This window comes from Mesorhizobium sp. B2-4-18 (genome assembly GCF_006441385.1).
Classification (GTDB): Bacteria; Pseudomonadota; Alphaproteobacteria; order Rhizobiales; family Rhizobiaceae; genus Mesorhizobium; species Mesorhizobium australicum.
The window spans coordinates 445,087-464,707 of sequence record NZ_VFUW01000005.1; the positions used below are offsets into that span (position 1 = coordinate 445,087).

Genomic DNA, 19,621 nt, shown 5'->3' on the forward strand with positions numbered 1-19,621 from the left:
CAAGTGGTCGAGAGGATACACCGTACTGCAATAACCATCCTCGCGATCGCAGGGCGGAGAACCAGGGAGGATACCTATGACGAGGATCATGCTCGGCAGTGCGGTCCTGCGCGGCACTGTCGTCGGTATTTTGACGGCATCACTTATGTCCACATCGGCGTTGGGTGCGCCACCGGTCGACCTCAGCAAATGGTCGCCCGAATATGTGCGCTCCATCGCGGGAACACAGGATTTCGACACGGCCGGCGATTGCGCCAAGGTCACGCCGCTGGATTACAAGGGGCGACTGACTTTCTGGTATCAGGGCGTGTTCGAGGGCGATCCCGACCTGCTGCGCCAGTACTACAAGGATTTCTTCGAGACTTTCCGCAAGACCTATCCGAACATCAAGCTCGAGGAACAGGCCCTCACCTATAACGACCTTCTCGACAAGTTCCGCACCGCGCTCCTGGGCAATGCCGCGCCGATGGCGGTGCGCCTGCAAATCCTGGGCGGTACCGAATTCGCCTCGAAAGGCTATCTGCAGCCGCTCAAGCCGGAGGATGTGGGCTATTCGACCGAGGATTTCTGGCCCGGCGCCATGAAGGCCGTGACCTGGGATGGGGTCACATACGGCGTTCCAACGAACAACGAGACGATGGCGTTCATCTGGAATGCCGACATCTTCAAGCGTGCGGGTCTCGATCCGGACAAAGCTCCCGCAACCTGGGACGACGTCGTCAAATATTCCAAGCAGATCCACGACAAGCTCGGCATTGCCGGTTACGGCCTCGTGGCTCGCAAGAATGCCGGCAATACGCCCTATCGCTTCATGCCACAGCTGTGGGCCTATGGCGGCGGCGTCTTCGACGAAGCCACCGCGAACCCGACTTACAAGGAGGTGGAGCTCGACAGCCCGCAGAGCAAGGCGGCGCTGCAAGCCTCATACGACATGTATGTCCGCGACAAGTCGGTTCCGGTTTCGGCACTTACCAACCAGCAGGCCGACAACCAGCCTCTGTTCGTCGCCGGCCAGTTGGGCATGATGGTTTCCCACCCGTCCGACTACAATGTCATGCTCGACCTGCAGGCAAAGGCGACCGGGACCGACAAGGACAAGGCGCAGACCGTCATCGACAATATGCGTTACGGCCTGATCCCGACCGGTCCTGACGGCAAGCGCGCCGTCGTGTTCGGCGGCTCGAACATTCACATCCTGAAGCCCGAGTATGTAGAGGGTGGCAAGGTGGACGAGCCGGCCGCGAAGGCGATGATCTGCATGTGGGCGAGCCCCGAATGGTCGCTGAAGATGGCCTATGCCGGCTCGAACCCGGGCAATCTTAACGGCTTCAAGACCAAATGGATGAAGGAACGTCTGGACCATATCAAGTTCCTCGATGTCACGACTTCGATGCTGCCCTATGGCATCCCCTTCCCGGCGCTGCCGGAATCCCCCGAGATCATGAACATCATCGTCCCGGACATGCTGCAGAATGCGCTGACCGGCGCGATGACCGTCGACCAGGCAGCGGACGATGCGGCCAAGAAGGTGAAAGACCTAATGGGCGGGCTCTAGTCCCAACCTGACCTGCGAACCGGCTGCGCCAAGAGCGCAGCCGGTTCTTTCCGAAAAACAAGGGCACGCCACAGTGACGATCGTGACCGGCAAGGCCGAGGCTCGCCGAAAATCGCAACCCGGCGGGTCAGGCGCATTGCGGAACATCTGGGCCCATCGCGCCGACTACGCATACGTGCTCCCGGCGATCGCCGTGATGCTCGTCGTCATCGCCTATCCGATCTACTACACGATCGAGCTGTCGTTCTATAAGACGCCGCCCGGTCTGCAGCTCCGCGACAAGACCTTCATCGGCTTCGACAATTACACCACGATCCTCACCAGCGATGTGTTCTGGAAAGTAACCTGGAACACCCTGATCTGGACATTCGGATCCACTTTCATCTCCTTTGTCCTGGGGTTTGCCACGGCGCTGGCGCTGCACCGAGACTTTGTCGGCCGCGGCGTCCTGCGCGCCATCCTGATCATTCCCTGGGTGATCAGCGCCGTTGCCGCCTCCTATATCTGGAAGTGGATCTACCATTCGGATTTCGGCATCATCGGCGCGGTGCTGGTCGGCCTCGGATTGACTGACCGGCCACCCAATTTCATCGACAACGTCAGCACGGTGCTGCCCTCCCTGATCGTCGTCAATATCTGGCGCGAGTTTCCGTTTGCCATGATCATGATGATGGCCGGCCTGCAGACAGTCCCCGAGCAATTGTTGCGGGCCGCCAAGGTCGACGGGGCCAATGCATGGCAGCGCTTCTGGCACGTCACTTTCCCGCACTTGCGCAACGTCTCGGTGGTGACGATCCTGCTGCTCGCGGTGGCCAACTTCAATTCCTTCATCATCCCCTGGATCATGACCGCAGGCGGGCCGTCGAACGCATCGCATATCTGGATAACCCACATCTATGAGCTCGCCTTCGGCCGCCAGCGCTGGGGCGTGGCATCGGCTTATTCGGTGCTCCTGTTCCTCATCCTGATGACGCTGGGCTATTTCTACGTCCGGGCGCTAAGCGGCAATGAGCGGAAAGAGGGGAGCACATGAGCACGCTTGCAGAGACAGCCTCCCGAGGCCGGCCCCATCGCCGCATGCGCGTCGACGGATGGCGCTGGGCCGGGCGCATCTTCCTCTTGTTCATGCTGATTTACACCGCGGTGCCGATGATCTGGATGCTGATCACCTCGATCAAGTCCGGCTTCGCGGCGACGCAATTCCCGCCGCAATGGTGGCCAAACGAGCCTACGCTTGCCAGCTACAAGAAGCTGCTCGATCCGCAGAACAGCGTCGGCCAGGACTTCCTGCGCTTCTTCTGGAACAGCCTGTTCGTGTCGACCGTCACGACAATCCTTTCGGTGATCGTTGCCGTCCCCGCGGCCTACGCGTTTTCGCGCTTCACCTTCCCCGGCCGGAACTTCCTGTTCTTCGCCGTGCTGCTGCGCAACATGTTCCCAGCGGTGATCTTTCTCGTGCCGCTCTTCATCCTGATGCGTGCGATCGGGCTGGTGAACACGCATGGCTCGCTGATCCTGACCTATCTCACCTTCGGCCTGCCCCTGGCGATCTGGCTGCTCAAGGGTTTTTACGACAACATCCCGGTGCAGCTCGAGCAGGCGGCGCGTATCGATGGGGCAACACGGTTCCAGGCCTTCATCATGATCGTGATGCCGCTCTCGACGCCGGGGATCATCGCCACCGCGATCTATTCCTTCATCGGCGCGTGGAACGAGTACATCTACGCCTACACGTTCCTCTCCAAAAATGAACAGTTGACCCTGCCGGTCGGCATCCAGCGCTTCTTCTCGGAAAACACGACGGACTTTCCGGGACTGATGGCGGCGAGCTTCATGATGAGCGTGCCTGTCGTGGTGCTGTTCCTCGTCCTGCAGCGATACTTCGTACGCGCCCTGACAGAAGGCGCGGTCAAGCATTAGGGAGTTGCCGATGGCCCATGTGGTCCTCAAAGATCTCGTCAAGACCTATGGCGGCTTCAAGGCCGTCAACGACGTTTCACTGACGGTCAACGACGGCGAGTTCGTTGCGCTTGTCGGCCCTTCAGGCTGCGGAAAGACGACCACGCTCAATCTCGTTGCCGGGCTGACCCCGATCACATCGGGCGACATCCTCATTGGCGACCAGGTGGTCAACGATCTCGACCCCAAGGACCGGGACATCGCAATGGTGTTCCAGAACTACGCGCTCTATCCGCAAAAGTCGGTCTACATGAACCTCGCGTTCCCGCTACAGATGCGCAAACTGCCCAGTGACGAGATCGACAAGAAGGTTAAGGAAGCGGCGCGCGTGCTCGACATGACGCACCTGCTCGAGCGCAAGCCGCGCGAACTTTCGGGCGGGCAGCAGCAGCGTGTGGCGCTGGGCCGTGCTCTCGTGCGCGATCCCGCGGTGTTTCTCATGGACGAGCCGCTCTCCAACCTCGACGCGAAACTGCGCGTACAGATGCGGTCGGAGATCAAGCGCTTCCACCAGGACCTCAAGGCGACGATCATCTATGTGACGCACGACCAGCTCGAAGCCGTCACCATGGCCGACAAGATGGCGGTGATGAACGGCGGCTTCCTGCAGCAATACGATTCACCGGCGCAGGTCTTTGCCCATCCGGTGAACATGTTCGTCGCCAGCTTCATCGGCAGCCCGGCAATGAGCCTCATTCCGCTGGAGACATCGACGGCGAACGGCAACACCGTGCTGACCAGCGCGGAGGGCTGGAGCCTCGGGCTCTCGCCGCGCAACGTCCAGAAGGTCACGGGGGCAACGACCAGGAAAATCGTGCTCGGCGCACGCCACTCGACGATCAAGCTGCACAAGAGCGCCGTGCAAGGCGGCATCCCGGCCAAGGTCTACACGGTGGAACCAACCGGAGACGTCACCTTCGTGCAGGCGTTCCTGTCCGGTGCCATCGTCAACGTCAGCGTGCCGCCCAACATTGCCGTCGCGCCCGACGAGCGGATCTGGCTCGAGTTCGACCAGGAGCGGATGCATCTGTTCGACGGTGAAACCGAGATGGCTCTCGAGGCCAACTGAGACAGGGCGGATGCGTGTGGGACATGGGCGTGGATGACTACGAAACTTAAGATCACGGCGATCAAACCCTATCCGGCATGGGTGGGAACGCGCAATCAGATGCTGGTCAAGGTCGAGACCGACCAGGGCATTTTCGGTTGGGGCGAGAGCGGCCTGAGCGGCCGCGAGAAGGCCGTGGCCGGCGCGGTCGAGCACTATCGCGAGTTTCTCATCGGCCGCGATCCCATGCAGATCGGGCGGATCTGGCAGGAGGTTTATCGCAGCCAGTATTTCGAAGGCGGTCGGGTTCTGCAGGCAGCTATTTCGGCCATCGATATCGCCCTCCACGATATCAAGGGCAAGGCGCTGGGGGTGCCGGTCTACGAATTGCTGGGCGGCAAGCAGCGCGACCGGATCCCCACCTTCGCCTCGACCGGAGACGAGGCCGAGGGCGATGTTGCCATCGAGCGGGCCCGCGAACTGCGCGCACAAGGCTGGCAGGCGATCCGCTTCTTTCCCGTCGGGCAAAACAGCAGGGATGTTTTCGAGCCACGCGAGTCGATCGGCGCTACCGCGACCATGCTGAACAAGGCGCGCCGGGCGCTGGGTAACGATGTCGTCCTCGGCATCGACTATCATCATCGGCTGTCGGTGGCGGAGGCGGCGAGCTTCTGCAACAAGCTCGACCGCGGCGTGCTCGATTTTCTTGAGGAGCCGATACGCGACGAGACGCCGGAAGCCTACGAATCCCTGCGCACGATGACCGACATCCCCTTCGCCATTGGCGAGGAATTTGCCAGCAAGTGGCAGTTCCTGCCCTACATCGAGCGCGGCATCCACCAGTTCAACCGGCTCGATATCTGCAATGTCGGCGGGTTCACCGAGGCAATGAAAATCGCCGGCTGGAGCGAGGCGCACTATGTGGACCTGATGCCGCACAATCCGCTTGGTCCAGTGTGCACGGCCGCGACCGTGCATCTGGCCGCCGCGGTCCCCAACTTCGCATGGCTCGAGACCAGGGCTCCCGAAGCAAGGCTCGGCTTCGACAATTCCGAATTTTTCCCGGTGCAACCACGGCTCGACGGCCCCGACTACCCGGTGGGCGATCTGCCGGGGCTCGGCGTCGAGGTCAACGAAGAGGCCGTCCAGGCGCAGAGCTTCCGTTTCTGGGAAGCGCCCCACCTCAAGCGCCGCGATGGTTCTGTCACGAACTGGTAGTTCCCTTTCAATCGGAGTCCACAATGACGCATACTTCCGACATCACGCGGCCGCCGAAGGATCTGATCGACGCGCTAAAGGAGATCGGCGCCGCGACGGTTGCCGGCACGCTTGGCCATATGGGCTTCCGCAATCCGCATATGGTCGGCCCGGTGGCGCAGAACCACGGGAGATCGATCGTCGGGCCGGCGCTGACGCTGCAGTTCCTGCCGCAGCGGCCCGATCTTTTCAACGAGGGAGAATATGCCGATCCGGAAACACAGCTGCACCGGCATGTGCTGTACCACGCACAGGAAGGGGATGTGGTCGTAGTCGATGCGCGCGGCGACATGAGTTCGGGCGTCTTCGGCGATATGATGTCGACGTATTTCAAGGGCAGAGGCGGCGCGGGCATCGTCATCGACGGCTGCATGCGCGACCGGCCCAATGTCGAAAAGCTCGATCTGGCCCTATGGCTGCGCGGCTGGACGCCCAACTACCATGTGCAAACCAGCATTTATCCCAATGCCGTCAACGTTCCGATTGCCTGCGGCGGTGTCACCGTGATCCCCGGCGACATCATCGTCGCCGACGATGATGGGGTGGTGGTGCTACCCGTTGCGATGGCCGCGAAGGTGATCGAAGAATCCCAGAAACATCACGACTGGGAGGAGTTCTCACGCATGAAGCTCATGGAGGGCGGGTCGTTGCAACGCTATTATCCGCTGCACCCAAGTGCGACCGAAGAGTACGAGGCTTGGCGGGCAACCAACCCAAAATTTTGATGGACGATCGAGATCCCGAAATGTCTCATGAAGGGCAGGCGAACCGCCAAGTCCCAGACGGGCGTTAGTCACGCGTTACGGACAGTCCTGCGATAAGCGGAGCGTACGCGGCGAGCCTGCGGGATACGAACTCCGTGAAAAGCCGAACGCGCTTCGTCTTGCGTGTCTCCCCCTGCGTGAGAATCCAGAGTGTCCCATGCATGGGCGGGTTGGTGCCCGGCACCCTCACGAGCAGGGGGTCGGCATCTCCGACAAAGCACGGCAGTTTCGTCATCCCGATCCCTTGCTGCGCCGCGATGATCTGCGTCTCGGCATCCGGAGTCCTGAACGGAGCTCCCGTGATGTGAACTTCTCCCTCGCGCGCCCAGTCCGGAATTCCATGATTGTCTATTGCGATCCACCGGAGGGGATCAGGCGTGCCCGCACGCAACGCGGGTAGTCGATCGCGAGACATGTAGACGCCGCTGAACACCTCCGGTCCCTTCAGGCCGTGAAGATTGAGCGGCAGGGTCTTGCGGTCGGCGACAATGCGGATCGCGACGTCGGCCTCTCGGTTAGTCAGATTCGCCACCTCGCCAGTGGTCAAGATTTCCATCTCGATGTCCGGATGCATACGCGCGAAGTCGGCGAGATCCGGCATGAGCAGGTGTGTGGCGAGGAACGGTGGAACTGTCACCCGCAAAAGCCCGCGCGCGCTCTGGTCGCGACCGAAGACACGCGTCTCCAGCTGGTGCGACGACGCTTCCATCTGGTTCGCGAGCTCGAGGACCTCCTCGCCCGCAGCCGTCAGGCGGTAGCCCGAAGGCAGCTTTTCGAACATCTGCGCCCCGAGGCGTTCCTCAAGTTGAGCGATGCGTCGCAGCACGGTCGAGTGATACACGCCGAGGCGCTCGGCGGCAGCCCGCACCGAGCCGCCGCGCGCGGCGGCAAGAAAGTAGCGAACGTCATCCCAGTCAATCATGGTGCATTCCCGCGCCGCCAGCTGCGCCTTCCGAAGCCCATTCTAGCACGCCGAGCTGTAATGTGCGCGACTGTTGCGGCGTTCAATCGTCTGACTGGATCGTTTTCGCACCACCGATGTGCACGATTCCGCACTCACCGCCCGACTTCGGCGATCCCATGTTCAGGCTCTCGGGTTGACCCACCGTACAGCCAAAGACCCGAGATGGCGAAACGAAGGACGCACGACATGAACAGACTGAATGGAAAGACCGCCGTGATCACCGGCGGCGCTACCGGCATCGGCCGCGCCGCTGCAAAGCGCTTCATCGAGGAAGGCGCCTTCGTCTTCATCTTCGGCCGCCGGCAGCAAGCGCTCGACGCCGCTGTGGCGGACCTCGGGCCCAATGCCCGCGCGGTGAAAGGCTCGGTCTCGGATGAGGCCGACCTCGACCGGCTCTACGCTGCGGTGAAGGCCGAACGCGGAAGCCTCGACATCGTCTTCGCCAATGCCGGGGCTGGAGGCCCGCTTCCGCTCGGCCAGATCACCGCCGAGCACATTGACGAAGCCTTCGACACCAATGTGAAGGGTACGATCTTCACGGTCCAGAAGGCGCTGCCGCTGATGGGCCCGGGCGGTTCGATCATCGTGACCGGATCGAGCGCCGGCACCACGGGCGCCCCAGGGTTCACTGCCTACAGCGCGAGCAAGGCGGCAGTGCGCAACCTCGCGCGGACCTGGGCGGAGGACCTGAAGGGGACCGGCATCCGCGTAAACGTGCTGTCGCCCGGGGCGACGGCGACCGAACTCGCGAAGGAAGCGCTGGGCGAGGAAGGACAGAAGGTCTTCGCCTCGATGACTCCGCTCCAGCGCATGGCCGATCCGGCGGAAATTGGGGCGGTGGCTGCCTTTCTCGCGTCGTCGGACAGCAGCTTCATGACTGCCAGCGAGGTCGCCGTCGATGGCGGCCTGGCGCAACTCTGACGCCGGCGCGTTCCCGCACCTGGCCCCGCACAACGAAGGATAGAAGATCATGGAAAAGCTACAAGGTAAGATCGCTGTCATCACCGGCGGAAGCAGCGGGATCGGGTTGGCGACAGCCAAGCGCTTCGTTGAAGAAGGCGCGCACGTCGTGATCACCGGGCGACGAGAGAAAGAACTGAAGGAGGCCGCAGCCTTCATCGAGAGAAACGTTACGACGGTCGCAGGCGACGTGTCGCGCTTGGAGGATCTGGACCGGGTCTATGCCGTCGTGAAAGAGAAACACGGCCACATCGACATTCTCTTCGCGAACGCAGGCGCAGGGACAATCGCACCGCTCGCGGCAGCGACTGAGGCCCATTTTGACCAAACCTTCGATGTGAATGTGAAGGGGTTGTTTTTCACGGTACAGAAGGCGCTTCCACTATTCAGTGACGGCGGTTCGATCATCCTGACCTCTTCGGTCTCCAACGTGTTGGGGCTGCCAGGGTTCAGCGCCTACGCAGCGAGTAAAGCGGCGGTGCGAAACTTCGCGCGCGCTTGGACACTGGAGCTGAAAGATCGCAAAATTCGCGTGAATTCAATGAGTCCCGGACCAATCGAGACCCCGGCATTGGCGACAACGACGGGCCTTACCCCCGAGCAAGCCGAGCAAGCGGCCGCCCAGTTTGCTTCACAGATCCCAATGGGTCGCAGGGGCAAGCCAGAGGAAATCGCGGCTGCCGTCACGTTCCTTGCATCTGACGAAAGCTCTTACATCACCGGCGTAGATTTCGCCGTTGATGGAGGCATGGCCCAGGTCTGACCTCGGCATCACACAAGATCGGAGAAACATCATGAGCTACACAATTATCGGCTTCGGCAATGTTGGCCGAGCCCTCGCCAAGGCATTTGCTCGCAAGGGCATCGAGGTATCCGTCGCGACCACGCGCGACCCGGAAAGCTTTGCCGCGGACGCGGCCGCGATCGGGCCTACGATCATCCCCAAAAAGCTGGCGGACGCGGTCAAGGCGGACATTATCTTTTTGGCAGTCCGTTTCGAGTCCCATCCGGATGTCGCGAAGGCGCTGTCCACCTGGAAGGGGAAGACCATCGTCGATGTGACCAATGCCTACGGCGTACCCCCTGAGAAGCTGGGAGGACAGCCTTCTTCCAAGTTCATCGCGCAGGCTTTCCCCGGTGGACGACTGGTCAAGGGCTTCAACCATTTGGGCGCTGCCACCCTTGAGCAAGATCCAGCAGTGCATGGCGGCAGGAGAGTCGTGTTCCTGGCGAGCGACGATGACGCTGCCGCAGCGGAGATTGGTACGCTCGCGGAAAATCTCGGCTTCTCGCCGATCAAACTTGGCGGGCTTTCGGAAGGTGGGCTGCTGGTCCAGGCGCGCGGAAATAGCTGGGGTCATCTGATCTTTAAGGACCTGGTCAAGTTCGACCGATGAACACGACGTGCCCACCGGCAGGGTCACGATGCACGGACCGGACCGAGCGTGATCCGGTCCGTGCGAAATAGGGAAATTCCCATGACTATCGAGAAGACCATCCAGACCGTGAGGGACTTCTTCGCCGCGATCGGCCGGGTTTGGTCGTCGGCTCCGCGAGGGGAAAGATCAAGGCCACGAACAAGACGTTCGAGGACGACTGGATCTTCGCCATCACGGTCCGGGACGGCAGATTGACCAACATCCGGGAATACGTCGACACACAAGCACTGGCACGCGCCTCGCAGATGGACGCGTCCGGATCGGCGTAGCGCTTGCCGTCTGCGGCCATCGAATGGGGTGGACGGCGGATCAGCCGTGGATCGCCCCTCGCACGCTGGCGCTCGTCGAATGCTCAAACGAAAGGAGATCTCGATGTACGACCAATCCAAGCTATCCGAGTTGATCCGGTTCGCACGCGCGGATGCGGGCTTCACCGTCATCGACGTCTACCCGGGCGACGGCGACTGGACCCGCGTCTTCTCAGACATCGTGGGACCCCAAGGACGTGTCTACAGCTTCGTGCCGGCCGAAGTCGCCCACTTCAAGGACGATCCGGTCGGCCGCATGCGGACGCTCGCGAAGGAGCCGGGCCGAGAGAACGTCGAAGCCGTCTCGGCGGACCTTGTGGCGATGCCGGAGGTCACGCAGCCAGCGGATGTTATATGGCTGCATCTGTTCTATCACGATCTCCACACCGCTCTGATTCAAGCCGGGGGCGCGACGGCGGCCGACTTCAATCAAGCCGTCTACGAGCGGCTGAAGCCCGGTGGTTCCTACGTTATCGTGGACCACGCCGCCGCCGTTGGGGCCGGCACGAGCGAGGCACAGTCGCTACATCGGATCGAGCCTGCATCCGTTCGCGAGGAGGTGGAGGCGGCCGGTTTCATCCTGGACGCGGAAAGCACCATGCTGGCGAACAAGGACGATCCGCACTCGAGCAAGGTGTTCGATCCTTCGATCAAGGGCAAGACCGATCGCTTCGCCTTTCGGTTCCTGAGGCCCTGACAGTGAGTCATCCGCCCCACAGTGGCTCAGCTCCCGCAAGCGTGAAAGCGTTGCCCTTTCCACACGAGGGCCTTGGCTGTCCGTTCTCTTGAGCAAAGGTGCTGGTGTAACGCAGCCCTACTGAAGAGGAGAAAATTAGTGTCAACGCGGATCGGAGAAGATTGTGAGCTATGCGATTGCAGGATTCGGTAAGGCAGGCCAAGCCTCGCGGCAGATCTGCGGGTCGCCTAGTCTAGAGTCTATCGGCGCTATCGGCGACCTAGGATCCTTCACTCCCACTCGATTGTTTCTAACCCAAGTAGGTCATTGATCTATCTCGGTTTTTCTTATTTGTGACGCGCAACGCCGACCTATAGGCCGCCAAAATGTTACGCTTTTGATTTTAAAGCGAAAATCGCCGCAAAAAATATTTTGAGGTTGCACCAACTATCGGGACCAATCGGGCGATTTTTTGCTCCTGGCGGAGTCCGAGGGCGGCACCATAGAGTTTCGAAAGTACCGTCACCACTCCAACAAAGGTATTTTTCGTTGGAAATCAATGATCACGGGCAGGCTCATAGACGCGGCCATTTTATTGTTTTTTATGGACAATAATCAGAAACTTTCCCGCTGGCCGGATGCGCGACAGCGGTAGGCTTCGGCTGCGGTAGGGGCGCTTCAGTTCGATTTGGTGTCGAATTCGACCTTGCATCGCTGGCCGGCGGGCAAACGGTTGCCGGCATTGGGCAGCATGATGCGCACGCCGAACGTCCTGCTGGCAGCGTCCAGCACCCTGTCGATCACCTGAACCGTGCCGACCTGGACTTCATCGCGCGGCTCGCTGACGGTCACCTTGACGGCGAGGCCAACGCTGAACTTGCTGTATTCGCTGTCGGCGACGAAGGCTTCTACGCTCAACGGGTCGAGCTGTGCGATCGTGGCCAGTTTCCCGTTCTGGTCGAGGTATTCCCCGGCATATAGCTTGCGCTCCATCACAATGCCGTCGATCGGGCTGAAGATAACCTTCTGGCCCAGCACCGTTTTTGCTCGAGCGAGTTCGAGTTCGAGAATGCGCTTGCGCGTTTCGGCGAGGGCCACTTCGCGCTTGGAAACCTCCATTTGCGCGACCGCTTCCTCGACGGCATCCTTCGAGGCGACGTTCAGACTGGCCAACCGCTTGGAGCGGTCCATGCGGCTTAAGGCCAGTTGATAGCGTGCCTGCTGAGCCTCGATTTCTGACGTGTTGGCCGCCTGTTCGGACATCAAGTCAACCGTTGACAGCTCGGTGCTGGCATTCATCCGGGCCAGGATTTGACCCTTCTTGACGATGTCGCCACGATCGATCAGTACCTCCTCCAGAAGGCCAGGTACAGGGCTGCCTACACCCACCACGATCGAAGGGTTGACGACGCAATCGAACGCCGCTGCATGAGTTGCGCCAGCCAGAAACACGGTGCCTATGGAGAAGATAGCTCGCAGCATTTAACGTGGCTCCCTGCCCGCCGCGGCCTCTCCAGCCGCCAGCCCAAGTCTATTCGGATTTGCCGGAGAAGGCGAGCAGCACACCCAGCCGCCGGTCCTGATCGAGAAGGTCCTTGCGCTCCGATGCGTGCGCGCGTTCGGCGCGCATCTGCGCCACCCGAAACAGCGCAAGCGCGGCGCGGCGCCTGAACCAGCCTTGACGCCGGCTGGCCCACTCGACAAGGCGTGGCGGCGCGAGATCGAGGATCGGATCCTCCAGCGAAAGAATGGCCCGCGTTGACCCCCGGTCTCCCTTGCGCGCCGTCCGCCCCTCCATCTGCCGGTCGATCCGACGGGCATCATGGCGCTCGCTCAGCACGACATGAAGCCCACCCATTGCCAGCGCCTCTGGATCGACCTTGATGTCCACGCCGCGCCCGGCCATGTTGGTTGCGACCGTCACCGTTCCGACACGACCCGCGCCCGCAATGACATTCGCCTCGTCCGCGCTCTGTTCGGCATTCAGCACGGCATGCTCGATGCGGGCGCGGTCGAGACACGCGCTGAGTTCCTGCGACGCCGAGACCGAACGCGTGCCGATCAGTACCGGCCGTCCGAGGGTCCGCATCGTCTCAACCTCCTGCACGATGCGGTTCCATTTCTCCTCGCGCGTCGCACATACAATTGGCGCGAGCTTCGCGCGCCGGGGCGGCACATGGGTCGGCACGGCGAGAACCGACAGCCCGTAGACGGCGCCCAGTTCGCCTTTGACCTCGTAGGCTGTGCCGGACATGCCGGCGAGGCGCAGATAGCGACGAAAGAAGCGCTGATAGGTGATCCGCGCGGCGGTGCGTTTGCGCGGCGTCACCTTGCAGCCCTCCTTGAATTCGATCAACTGATGAAGGCCATCGCTCCAGGTGCGGTCGGCCATGATGCGTCCGGTGAATTCGTCGACGATCTGGACTGTCTCGTCGGCGACCAGATAGTGTTCGCCGCGTCGGAAAAGCAGCAAGGCGGAGAGTGCTTGCCTGGCCGATTCCTCGCGTCGGATGCGGTTGCGCCAGAATCCGTCGGCCGCCTCAGCGCGCGTCCAGAGCCTGTCCTTGCCTGCTTCCGTCAATTCGATACGGCGCCGGTCCGGCAACAGCAAATAGTCGACATCCTGCTGAAGGTCCTCGACCAGACGAAACGTCTTTTCCGCCCAGTCGCGTTCGTCGACGGAGTTGCTTTCCTGGGAGATGATCAGTGGCGTACGCGCCTCATCGACCAGCGCGCTGTCGGCTTCGTCGACGATTGCCAGGTGCAGACCGCGCATGACCGTTTGCGAATTCTCATTGCCGACCTGGCCGAAGCCGCTGAGCTTGCGGTGCAGCAGCCCGGTTCTTTGGCCAAGCGCCATGCGATCGCGCAGGTAGTCGAACGTAACCTCTTTGTTGCTCGCATAGACAATGTCCGACGCATAGATTCGTGGCCGCCCTGCCCTGTCGCCACTCTGGATCAGGCCCGTGGTCAGGCCGAGAAAGTCATAGACGGGCTTGAGCGTCGCAAGGTCGCGTTCCGCCAGATAGTCGTTCACGGTTATGACGTGAACCGGCGTGCCAGCCAGCGCCGCTGCCGATGCGGCGAGACCGGCGGTGATCGTCTTTCCTTCGCCGGTCGCCATTTCCGCCACCCGCCCGTCAAGCATTGCGAGGCCGCCCAGAATTTGAACGTTGTGGTGGCGCAGTCCGAGCTTGCGCCAGGATATCTCGCGCACGATCGCGAAGCATCGTTCGATGTTCGCCTGGGTGAGGCCGCCGCGACGCATCACCCCGCGGAACGCCGCGACCCGCTCGAGAAGCTCAACTTCGGTTATGGCCGCATAGTCACGCCCCAGGACCTCGATGCGAGGCAGTGCGCGATACATCCGCCTGAGCCTCGCTCGCTCCCGTAGCGGCGAGGTCACGCCGACCAGCCACTGATCCAGCCAGTCGAGGAATTTCGGCGCCGGGTCTTCCCGCTCGGCGCCGAGATCGAGGGCGGGAAGCAAGACGCCGGCCGGTTGCCCGGCCGCAGTCAAGCTCCTACTCCACTACGCTCGAGTGATATCCCGGTCGTCACCTGGTCAAGCCTGCTGCCCACTATCCTCGGCCTCGGCCTGCAGCCCGGCATCCGCGCTTCGTCCACCGCCTTTGTGCGCCGGCGATTTGCCGTTTTCCCGTTTCGCTTTGGCGACCTCTGGTGCCGGTTCCGGTTTGTCCTCCACATCCAGGGCCGGGGCAGGCATCCGCTCCAGCATGTTGGCGAAGTGCCGCAAGGAGTGGAGGTGAAGATAGGTGCACTCCAATTCGTCATTTCCGAACAAGGCTTGCAGGTCGGCGACATCGATCGCCTTCAGCTTCTCCCGGTCGACCGTCATGAAGCCGGCCAGAGAATGGCGCTCGCCGCTGTTCAAATTGAACTGCGCCTGCATCGGCTGCAGCAACCCGAGCGACTTCAGACGATCGCAATATTGCTTGGTGCGCTGAAAGCGCGATTGATAATCCTGAAGGAAGCCAAGCACCTCTTTCAGGTAGCGCGTCTGCTGTCCGTCGCTGTCGAACAGGCGCTCGCCGCGGCCCTCCCGGTTGATGCCTTCAAAGCTCTCGTCGATGTTGAGGATGAACGTTCGGCCGCCGGCATCGGAAGAGAAAACAAACGGATAGCGCCGAACGAACGCCGGAACATACTTGCCGCTCCAGTTGCCGGCATCGTCGACATAAAGGTTTTCGGTCTGCTTCACGCCGAGAATGACCGCAGGCATGATCGAGTGTTCGGTGCCCGCGAAAACGATCGGGTACTCCGCCGCTGCCTGCGCGAATTCGACAGCCGTCACCGGTACCGAATTCACGTTTCGGGCGAAGCTGTAGGAGTGACCCGCCTTGATTGAAACATCTCTGTGGCGGTCTGAGGTCACCGGCTTTGCGTCTTGGTAGAAAAGAAGTTGAACAGTCATGAGAACTCTCCTCGAGGTTAAAAACGCCAATCGTCATTTCTACAGTATATATCGGCACTGAATCCGGAGTGTTGTCTTTCATTTATTTGTATAAGTAAATAATTATCGAATTTTTTGGTGCACTCATCAGGCGATCTAGTTAACTTAATCCAAATATTAACTCCTCCGGTAGCGCAGGTCATACCTTGTAGACCCGCAGGAAAACCTGTCTGATCCAGCGATAGGTCCGTTCGTAAAGTGGGACATTGCCGTGAAAAAAACGGACGTAGATTCGCCCGCCGATGCGGTCGATCTTGCTTGGATTGGCCAGCGCCAGTTCCAGATGCATCAAATTGGCAAGCACCCGCTTCTGCGCATGATCGGTCGGATCGAGTGAGAACTGGCCACCGCCCACCGTGCTCAATGCGGCGTTCGGCAAAGTCGCGGTCAACGACGGCACTTCGCGTATGATCTTGGCGGAATGGGAAACCGACAGGTCTTCGACGAAGCGCACGTCGACGAACTCCGTATGGTTGCGAACCAGGTCGGCGTCGCCCTCCGGGATCACGGCGCGCAATGTCGGCTGGTCGAACCGCGTCACATAGGCCAGCGTCTCGCCACGGCGCACAAACTTGCCTTCGAGATCATTTGAAGAGGGAACGATCAGCGTTCCACTTGCCTGAGCCCGGACTGTCAGCGCCTCGGCACGGTCGCGGGCCAGGACCAGGTCGGCGCGCGCCAGCCTGAGTTCTTCGGCCACCACTTTGGCGTTGACCTTGTCCAAGACGTCGAGCTTTTCGAGGCGGCGCTCAAGCTCCCCGACCCTCAAATCCAGCAGGACGGTCCGCGCCTCCAGCATAGGGTCTTCCAGCCGCAAGATCGGGGCGCCTCGCTCAATCCGGGCGCCGGGCGTCGCGACAATTTCCGCCACAACGCCATCGACACCGGCATTGACGACGCCGTCGCCCGGCAGCCAGACGACTCCCTGCGCGGCGGTCGCGTAGGGTAGCGGGATGACAAAGAACGGCAAGGCTACCAGTGCGAGGCTGGCTGCAACGACGGCGAAGGCCCTCCCCCTCGTTTTTCTCAGGGATGGGCTCGTGAACAGGAACCACAATTGGCGCGCCAGCGGCACGCCAACCATCAGCACCAGCGCCCACCCAGCCATCATCATGCCGACGACAAAGTAACGCTGGCTGACCAACGTGACGATCGCCACCATGACGCCGATCCGGTAGAAGAATGACGAGACGCCGTAACTGAACAGCCAGAACTCTTCGCCCTGTGCGGTTGCCGGCGTTTCGGCGCTTTCGATACCGAACAGATAGTGCTGAACCAGATAGCCGAGATATTTGGTCGCGCGCTGACCAAGGTTCGGTATCTCGAGAATGTCGCTCAGGACGTAATAGCCGTCGAAGCGCAGCAGTGGATTGCCATTGAACAGCAAGGTCGAGACGCCGCCGATGAGCATCACGTTGAATGCGAAGGCGCGCACCAATCCGGCCTCGGCGTTCAGCCAGACGATCAGCGCCAGACAGGCCAACAACCCCTCGACGACAATGCCTGCCGCACCCACCAGGGCGCGCTGCCACTTGTCCCGGAATGCCAGGCTCTCCGACGCGTCGACGTAGGGCACCGGCATGAATACGAGCAGCATCACGCCGATCTCGTGCACTTCGCCGCCCCAACGTTTGACGGCGTAGGCATGCCCCAGTTCATGCAAGGTCTTGATAAAGGGGTAGGCGATCAGGATCAGGACAATATTCTCGGCCGAGAGAACCCTGTCAGTCACGTCGCCGGTCAGCGCCTGCCAATTCATCGCAGCAAGGAAAATCGAATAGCCAACCAGCGCGAGGAAAGCGATGCCGCCCAACCAGGATAGGAACGGCCGCACCAGCGGATAGGTCGCGTTCAGGAACTCGTTCGGATCGAACAGCCCGACGCGAATAGCCAGCGGATTTGCGAATTTCGACAGAAGTTTACGGTTGTGCTGTTTGCTGGCGCGGTCGGCGATTTCCTCAATGTCGGGTGGAATGTCGCCAAACAGCACATCCGAGGCGTGAAGCTGCCCCAAAAGGCGGATCACCGCGTCCTGAGTTATGATCTTTTCGTGGAGGCGTTCGCAGGCGCTGTCCCACACTTCTTGCATGGTCCGCCGGCCGGTCATCAGGCTGATGATAAAATAGGCCTCCGGCGTGAAGCGATGGAAGCGGCCTGAGGTCCGATCCTGCATTACATACCAGACCTGGTTACGGAAGATCGTGCGGTGGATGCTCACTTGGCTCCGCAGCCGCGGCTTCAATTGCGCGACGCGATACCAAGACGAACTGAAATAGCTCCCGTCCATGGTCAGCCCGCCCAGCGCCAGAGGGTCAGGCGCAGCCAGTCGATCATCTTCTGGGTGTAGACGAAGAACAGCAGCCGTTCATCCACATGGGTCTTGCTGACGCCCTCCATGCCGGGGCGCAGCCGCTCGAGGGATCCGGCGAGCGAAGCTTCGACCATGAACGAGTTGCGGCCGTTGCCCTGTCGCGAGACAGACGTAATCTGTTCGATCTTGTATGGCAGCGGTTCCCTCGGCAACGCGCTGACCCGCAACTGGCCGGTTTGGCCGATCTTGATGTCGTCGATGTCGCTTTCGTCGACTTCCAGGACAACGCGGTAAGAATCGAGCGGCGCGATGTGAAACAATTCCTGGCCACGCTCGACCGCCGCGCCGACCGACTGCGACAGATCGCCGGAGACAATGAATCCATCAAACGGCGCCACCAGCCGGGTGCGCCGCAGCTGTTCGTCAATCAGCGACAGCTGCGCGTCCGCCTGCTTGATCTGAGCCTCGATGATCTGGCTTTCGGCACGCTCGCCACGCGCCAGCGCGCGGTCAAATTCCGTTTCCTTCTGAGCCTTGGTGGTGACCAGCCGCAGCCGCTCGAAATTCAGATCCTGATCGTCAAGCTGCGCCAGCACCTGATCCTTGCGCACCGTTTCGCCTGCCTTGGCGAATTCCGACAGGACATAGCCGCTGAATGGGGCAACGATGGTTCGCTGCACCGAACCTCGAATGACAGCAGGCGCAGTTACCGCATAGGGCGAAGTGGCGACGCTCAGATAGGCCGCTATCGCCACCGCGGCCAGCGTCGCAATCTTGCGCCCGATAAAGCGCGGGCCAAGCAGCCTCTTGATCTGGATCCAGCCCGCTTCGATCGCCTTGGTGAAGATCGTCCGGTCGTTACGGCGTTTCTCCTCGAGCACCGGTCCGACCACGGCCGCGACTGCATCGCAAAGATAGATCGTCTCCTGGTCAAAGCTCGCGTCGGCGGGCCGCAGGAAGGTGAGCGCGCCCGTCATCGTGCCGTTGCTCTGCAGCGGCACGGTCAGGGCAGCGCCGTTCTTGTACTGGCGTGTCAAGGCTTCGTGCGCGATGCTGACTCGATATTCCTGACCCTGGCGCGGTGGCGCGACGACCACGGCGCGCTGGTCGATTGCCTCGTCCATCGCCGCCGCGATGTCGCGCATGAAGCTGACCTTGCCGTCGAATGCCGCCGAATGCGACACCGCCGCAACGCGCGTCCAGCGCCGGCGCATCACGCCGACGGCGACCGGGTCGCAGTTCAGCCGCATGGCAAGTTCGGTGACGAGGGCGGTGCAAGCGCCCTTGTACCGCTTCTTCTCGATCACCGCCGCCAACATATCGAACGCAAAGCGGCTGCGCTGCGCGGCCTGTTCGCTCTGATCGCTCATGCCACGGCGCAGATGCACCTCCACCCAGCCGCAAGCCCACTGGATCTTGCGCATGATGTCGGTGAAGGCAGCGTCGTTTCGCTTCACGGCAACGGCACAGGCTCCGAACAGATGCCCGTCGATGAGGATGGGTGACGCGATGATCTGTGTGTTGTCCGCCGGACCCGATACACTGACGCCCTGACGCTTTCCCGTGGCCATCTCGGCGGCGGCGAGAAGTCCACTGACCGGCGACTGTGAGTTCGGCCATGCAGCGGCCAGCACATAAGGCCCGGTATCGGCTTCCCCGAGCACCAGGGCTGCTGCCGAGGCATCGGCAATCTGGCGGCACAGAAGGCCCAGCCATGCACCGATGAACTCATCCGACGTTCCGGCCGCACGGAAGCGTGTCCACAGCGCCTGGTCCAGAACACTGTAGCTGACGATGCCGGCATCATCCAGCATCCTGTGGGTATCACCTTCAAGGATGCTATCGGCCATGGACACCCGTTTCGAAGCGGCGCGCGCAGTTCGCGAAATGTGTGAACTGCGCCGCC

The 19,621-nt window shown here is 61.4% G+C and carries 16 protein-coding genes and 1 pseudogene; 11 read left to right on the top strand and 6 right to left on the bottom strand.

Annotation, left to right across the window (positions count from 1 at the left end):
* The first annotated feature begins 76 nt into the window (after nucleotides 1–76).
* The 6 genes from FJ527_RS15470 to FJ527_RS15495 all read left to right on the top strand — a co-directional run bounded on the left by FJ527_RS15470 (nucleotide 77) and on the right by FJ527_RS15495 (nucleotide 6,544).
* On the top strand, nucleotides 77–1,555 hold the full coding sequence (locus tag FJ527_RS15470; protein WP_015319197.1) for a sugar ABC transporter substrate-binding protein: 1,479 nt from the start codon (nucleotides 77–79) through the stop codon (nucleotides 1,553–1,555).
* Nucleotides 1,556–1,628: 73 nt separating this feature from the next.
* On the top strand, nucleotides 1,629–2,588 hold the full coding sequence (locus tag FJ527_RS15475; protein WP_015319198.1) for a sugar ABC transporter permease: 960 nt from the start codon (nucleotides 1,629–1,631) through the stop codon (nucleotides 2,586–2,588).
* Nucleotides 2,585–3,475: a carbohydrate ABC transporter permease gene (locus FJ527_RS15480; protein ID WP_015319199.1), complete on the top strand. Its 891-nt coding sequence runs from the start codon at nucleotides 2,585–2,587 to the stop codon at nucleotides 3,473–3,475. Before FJ527_RS15475 ends, FJ527_RS15480 begins: the two co-directional genes overlap by 4 nt.
* Nucleotides 3,476–3,485: 10 nt before the next feature.
* A complete protein-coding gene (locus tag FJ527_RS15485; protein WP_140823523.1) occupies nucleotides 3,486–4,583 on the top strand; it encodes an ABC transporter ATP-binding protein in 1,098 nt (365 codons plus the stop codon).
* A 33-nt stretch (nucleotides 4,584–4,616) separates the two neighbouring features.
* Nucleotides 4,617–5,780 (top strand): mandelate racemase/muconate lactonizing enzyme family protein, encoded by a 1,164-nt coding sequence (locus FJ527_RS15490; protein ID WP_140617576.1) that lies wholly within the window; start codon nucleotides 4,617–4,619, stop codon nucleotides 5,778–5,780.
* 23 nt (nucleotides 5,781–5,803) lie between these two features.
* Nucleotides 5,804–6,544 carry a ribonuclease activity regulator RraA gene (locus tag FJ527_RS15495; RefSeq protein ID WP_015319202.1) on the top strand — a complete coding sequence of 247 codons (741 nt, stop codon included), beginning with the start codon at nucleotides 5,804–5,806 and terminating at the stop codon, nucleotides 6,542–6,544.
* Between the two features lie 64 nt (nucleotides 6,545–6,608).
* Here the strand turns inward: FJ527_RS15495 and FJ527_RS15500 are convergent, their stop codons facing one another.
* Complete coding sequence (locus FJ527_RS15500; protein ID WP_140617578.1) at nucleotides 6,609–7,505, bottom strand: LysR family transcriptional regulator; 897 nt, start codon at nucleotides 7,503–7,505, stop codon at nucleotides 6,609–6,611.
* 228 nt (nucleotides 7,506–7,733) lie between these two features.
* On the opposite strand from FJ527_RS15500, the gene FJ527_RS15505 reads away from it, so the two are divergent.
* From FJ527_RS15505 to FJ527_RS15525, 5 genes and pseudogenes are all read left to right on the top strand, one after another.
* Nucleotides 7,734–8,468: an SDR family oxidoreductase gene (locus tag FJ527_RS15505; protein ID WP_140823524.1), complete on the top strand. Its 735-nt coding sequence runs from the start codon at nucleotides 7,734–7,736 to the stop codon at nucleotides 8,466–8,468.
* Nucleotides 8,469–8,517: 49 nt separating this feature from the next.
* The gene (locus tag FJ527_RS15510) at nucleotides 8,518–9,270 is read left to right on the top strand and encodes a glucose 1-dehydrogenase (protein ID WP_140727226.1); all 753 of its coding nucleotides are present in this window, start codon (nucleotides 8,518–8,520) and stop codon (nucleotides 9,268–9,270) included.
* Nucleotides 9,271–9,301: 31 nt separating this feature from the next.
* Nucleotides 9,302–9,904 carry an NADPH-dependent F420 reductase gene (locus FJ527_RS15515; protein ID WP_015319206.1) on the top strand — a complete coding sequence of 201 codons (603 nt, stop codon included), beginning with the start codon at nucleotides 9,302–9,304 and terminating at the stop codon, nucleotides 9,902–9,904.
* Between the two features lie 140 nt (nucleotides 9,905–10,044).
* Nucleotides 10,045–10,215 (top strand): annotated as a pseudogene (locus FJ527_RS15520) (nuclear transport factor 2 family protein); the annotation flags it as partial.
* Nucleotides 10,216–10,318: 103 nt separating this feature from the next.
* A complete protein-coding gene (locus FJ527_RS15525) occupies nucleotides 10,319–10,951 on the top strand; it encodes a class I SAM-dependent methyltransferase (RefSeq protein WP_140823525.1) in 633 nt (210 codons plus the stop codon).
* A gap of 657 nt (nucleotides 10,952–11,608) precedes the next feature.
* Here FJ527_RS15525 and FJ527_RS15530 read toward each other — a convergent pair.
* The 5 genes from FJ527_RS15530 to FJ527_RS15550 form a co-directional block, all read right to left on the bottom strand.
* Nucleotides 11,609–12,412, bottom strand: a complete 804-nt coding sequence (locus FJ527_RS15530; RefSeq protein ID WP_140617581.1) for an efflux RND transporter periplasmic adaptor subunit — start codon at nucleotides 12,410–12,412, stop codon at nucleotides 11,609–11,611.
* 49 nt (nucleotides 12,413–12,461) lie between these two features.
* The gene (locus FJ527_RS15535; protein WP_140617582.1) at nucleotides 12,462–14,450 is read right to left on the bottom strand and encodes a prepilin peptidase; all 1,989 of its coding nucleotides are present in this window, start codon (nucleotides 14,448–14,450) and stop codon (nucleotides 12,462–12,464) included.
* Nucleotides 14,451–14,495: 45 nt separating this feature from the next.
* Nucleotides 14,496–15,395, bottom strand: a complete 900-nt coding sequence (locus FJ527_RS15540; protein ID WP_246677723.1) for a SapC family protein — start codon at nucleotides 15,393–15,395, stop codon at nucleotides 14,496–14,498.
* Nucleotides 15,396–15,543: 148 nt separating this feature from the next.
* Nucleotides 15,544–17,646 carry a peptidase M50 gene (locus FJ527_RS15545; protein ID WP_210241250.1) on the bottom strand — a complete coding sequence of 701 codons (2,103 nt, stop codon included), beginning with the start codon at nucleotides 17,644–17,646 and terminating at the stop codon, nucleotides 15,544–15,546.
* 47 nt (nucleotides 17,647–17,693) lie between these two features.
* Entirely contained in the window at nucleotides 17,694–19,565 is a 1,872-nt protein-coding gene (locus FJ527_RS15550) for an HlyD family efflux transporter periplasmic adaptor subunit (protein WP_140617585.1), read from the bottom strand.
* Nucleotides 19,566–19,621 lie beyond the last annotated feature (56 nt).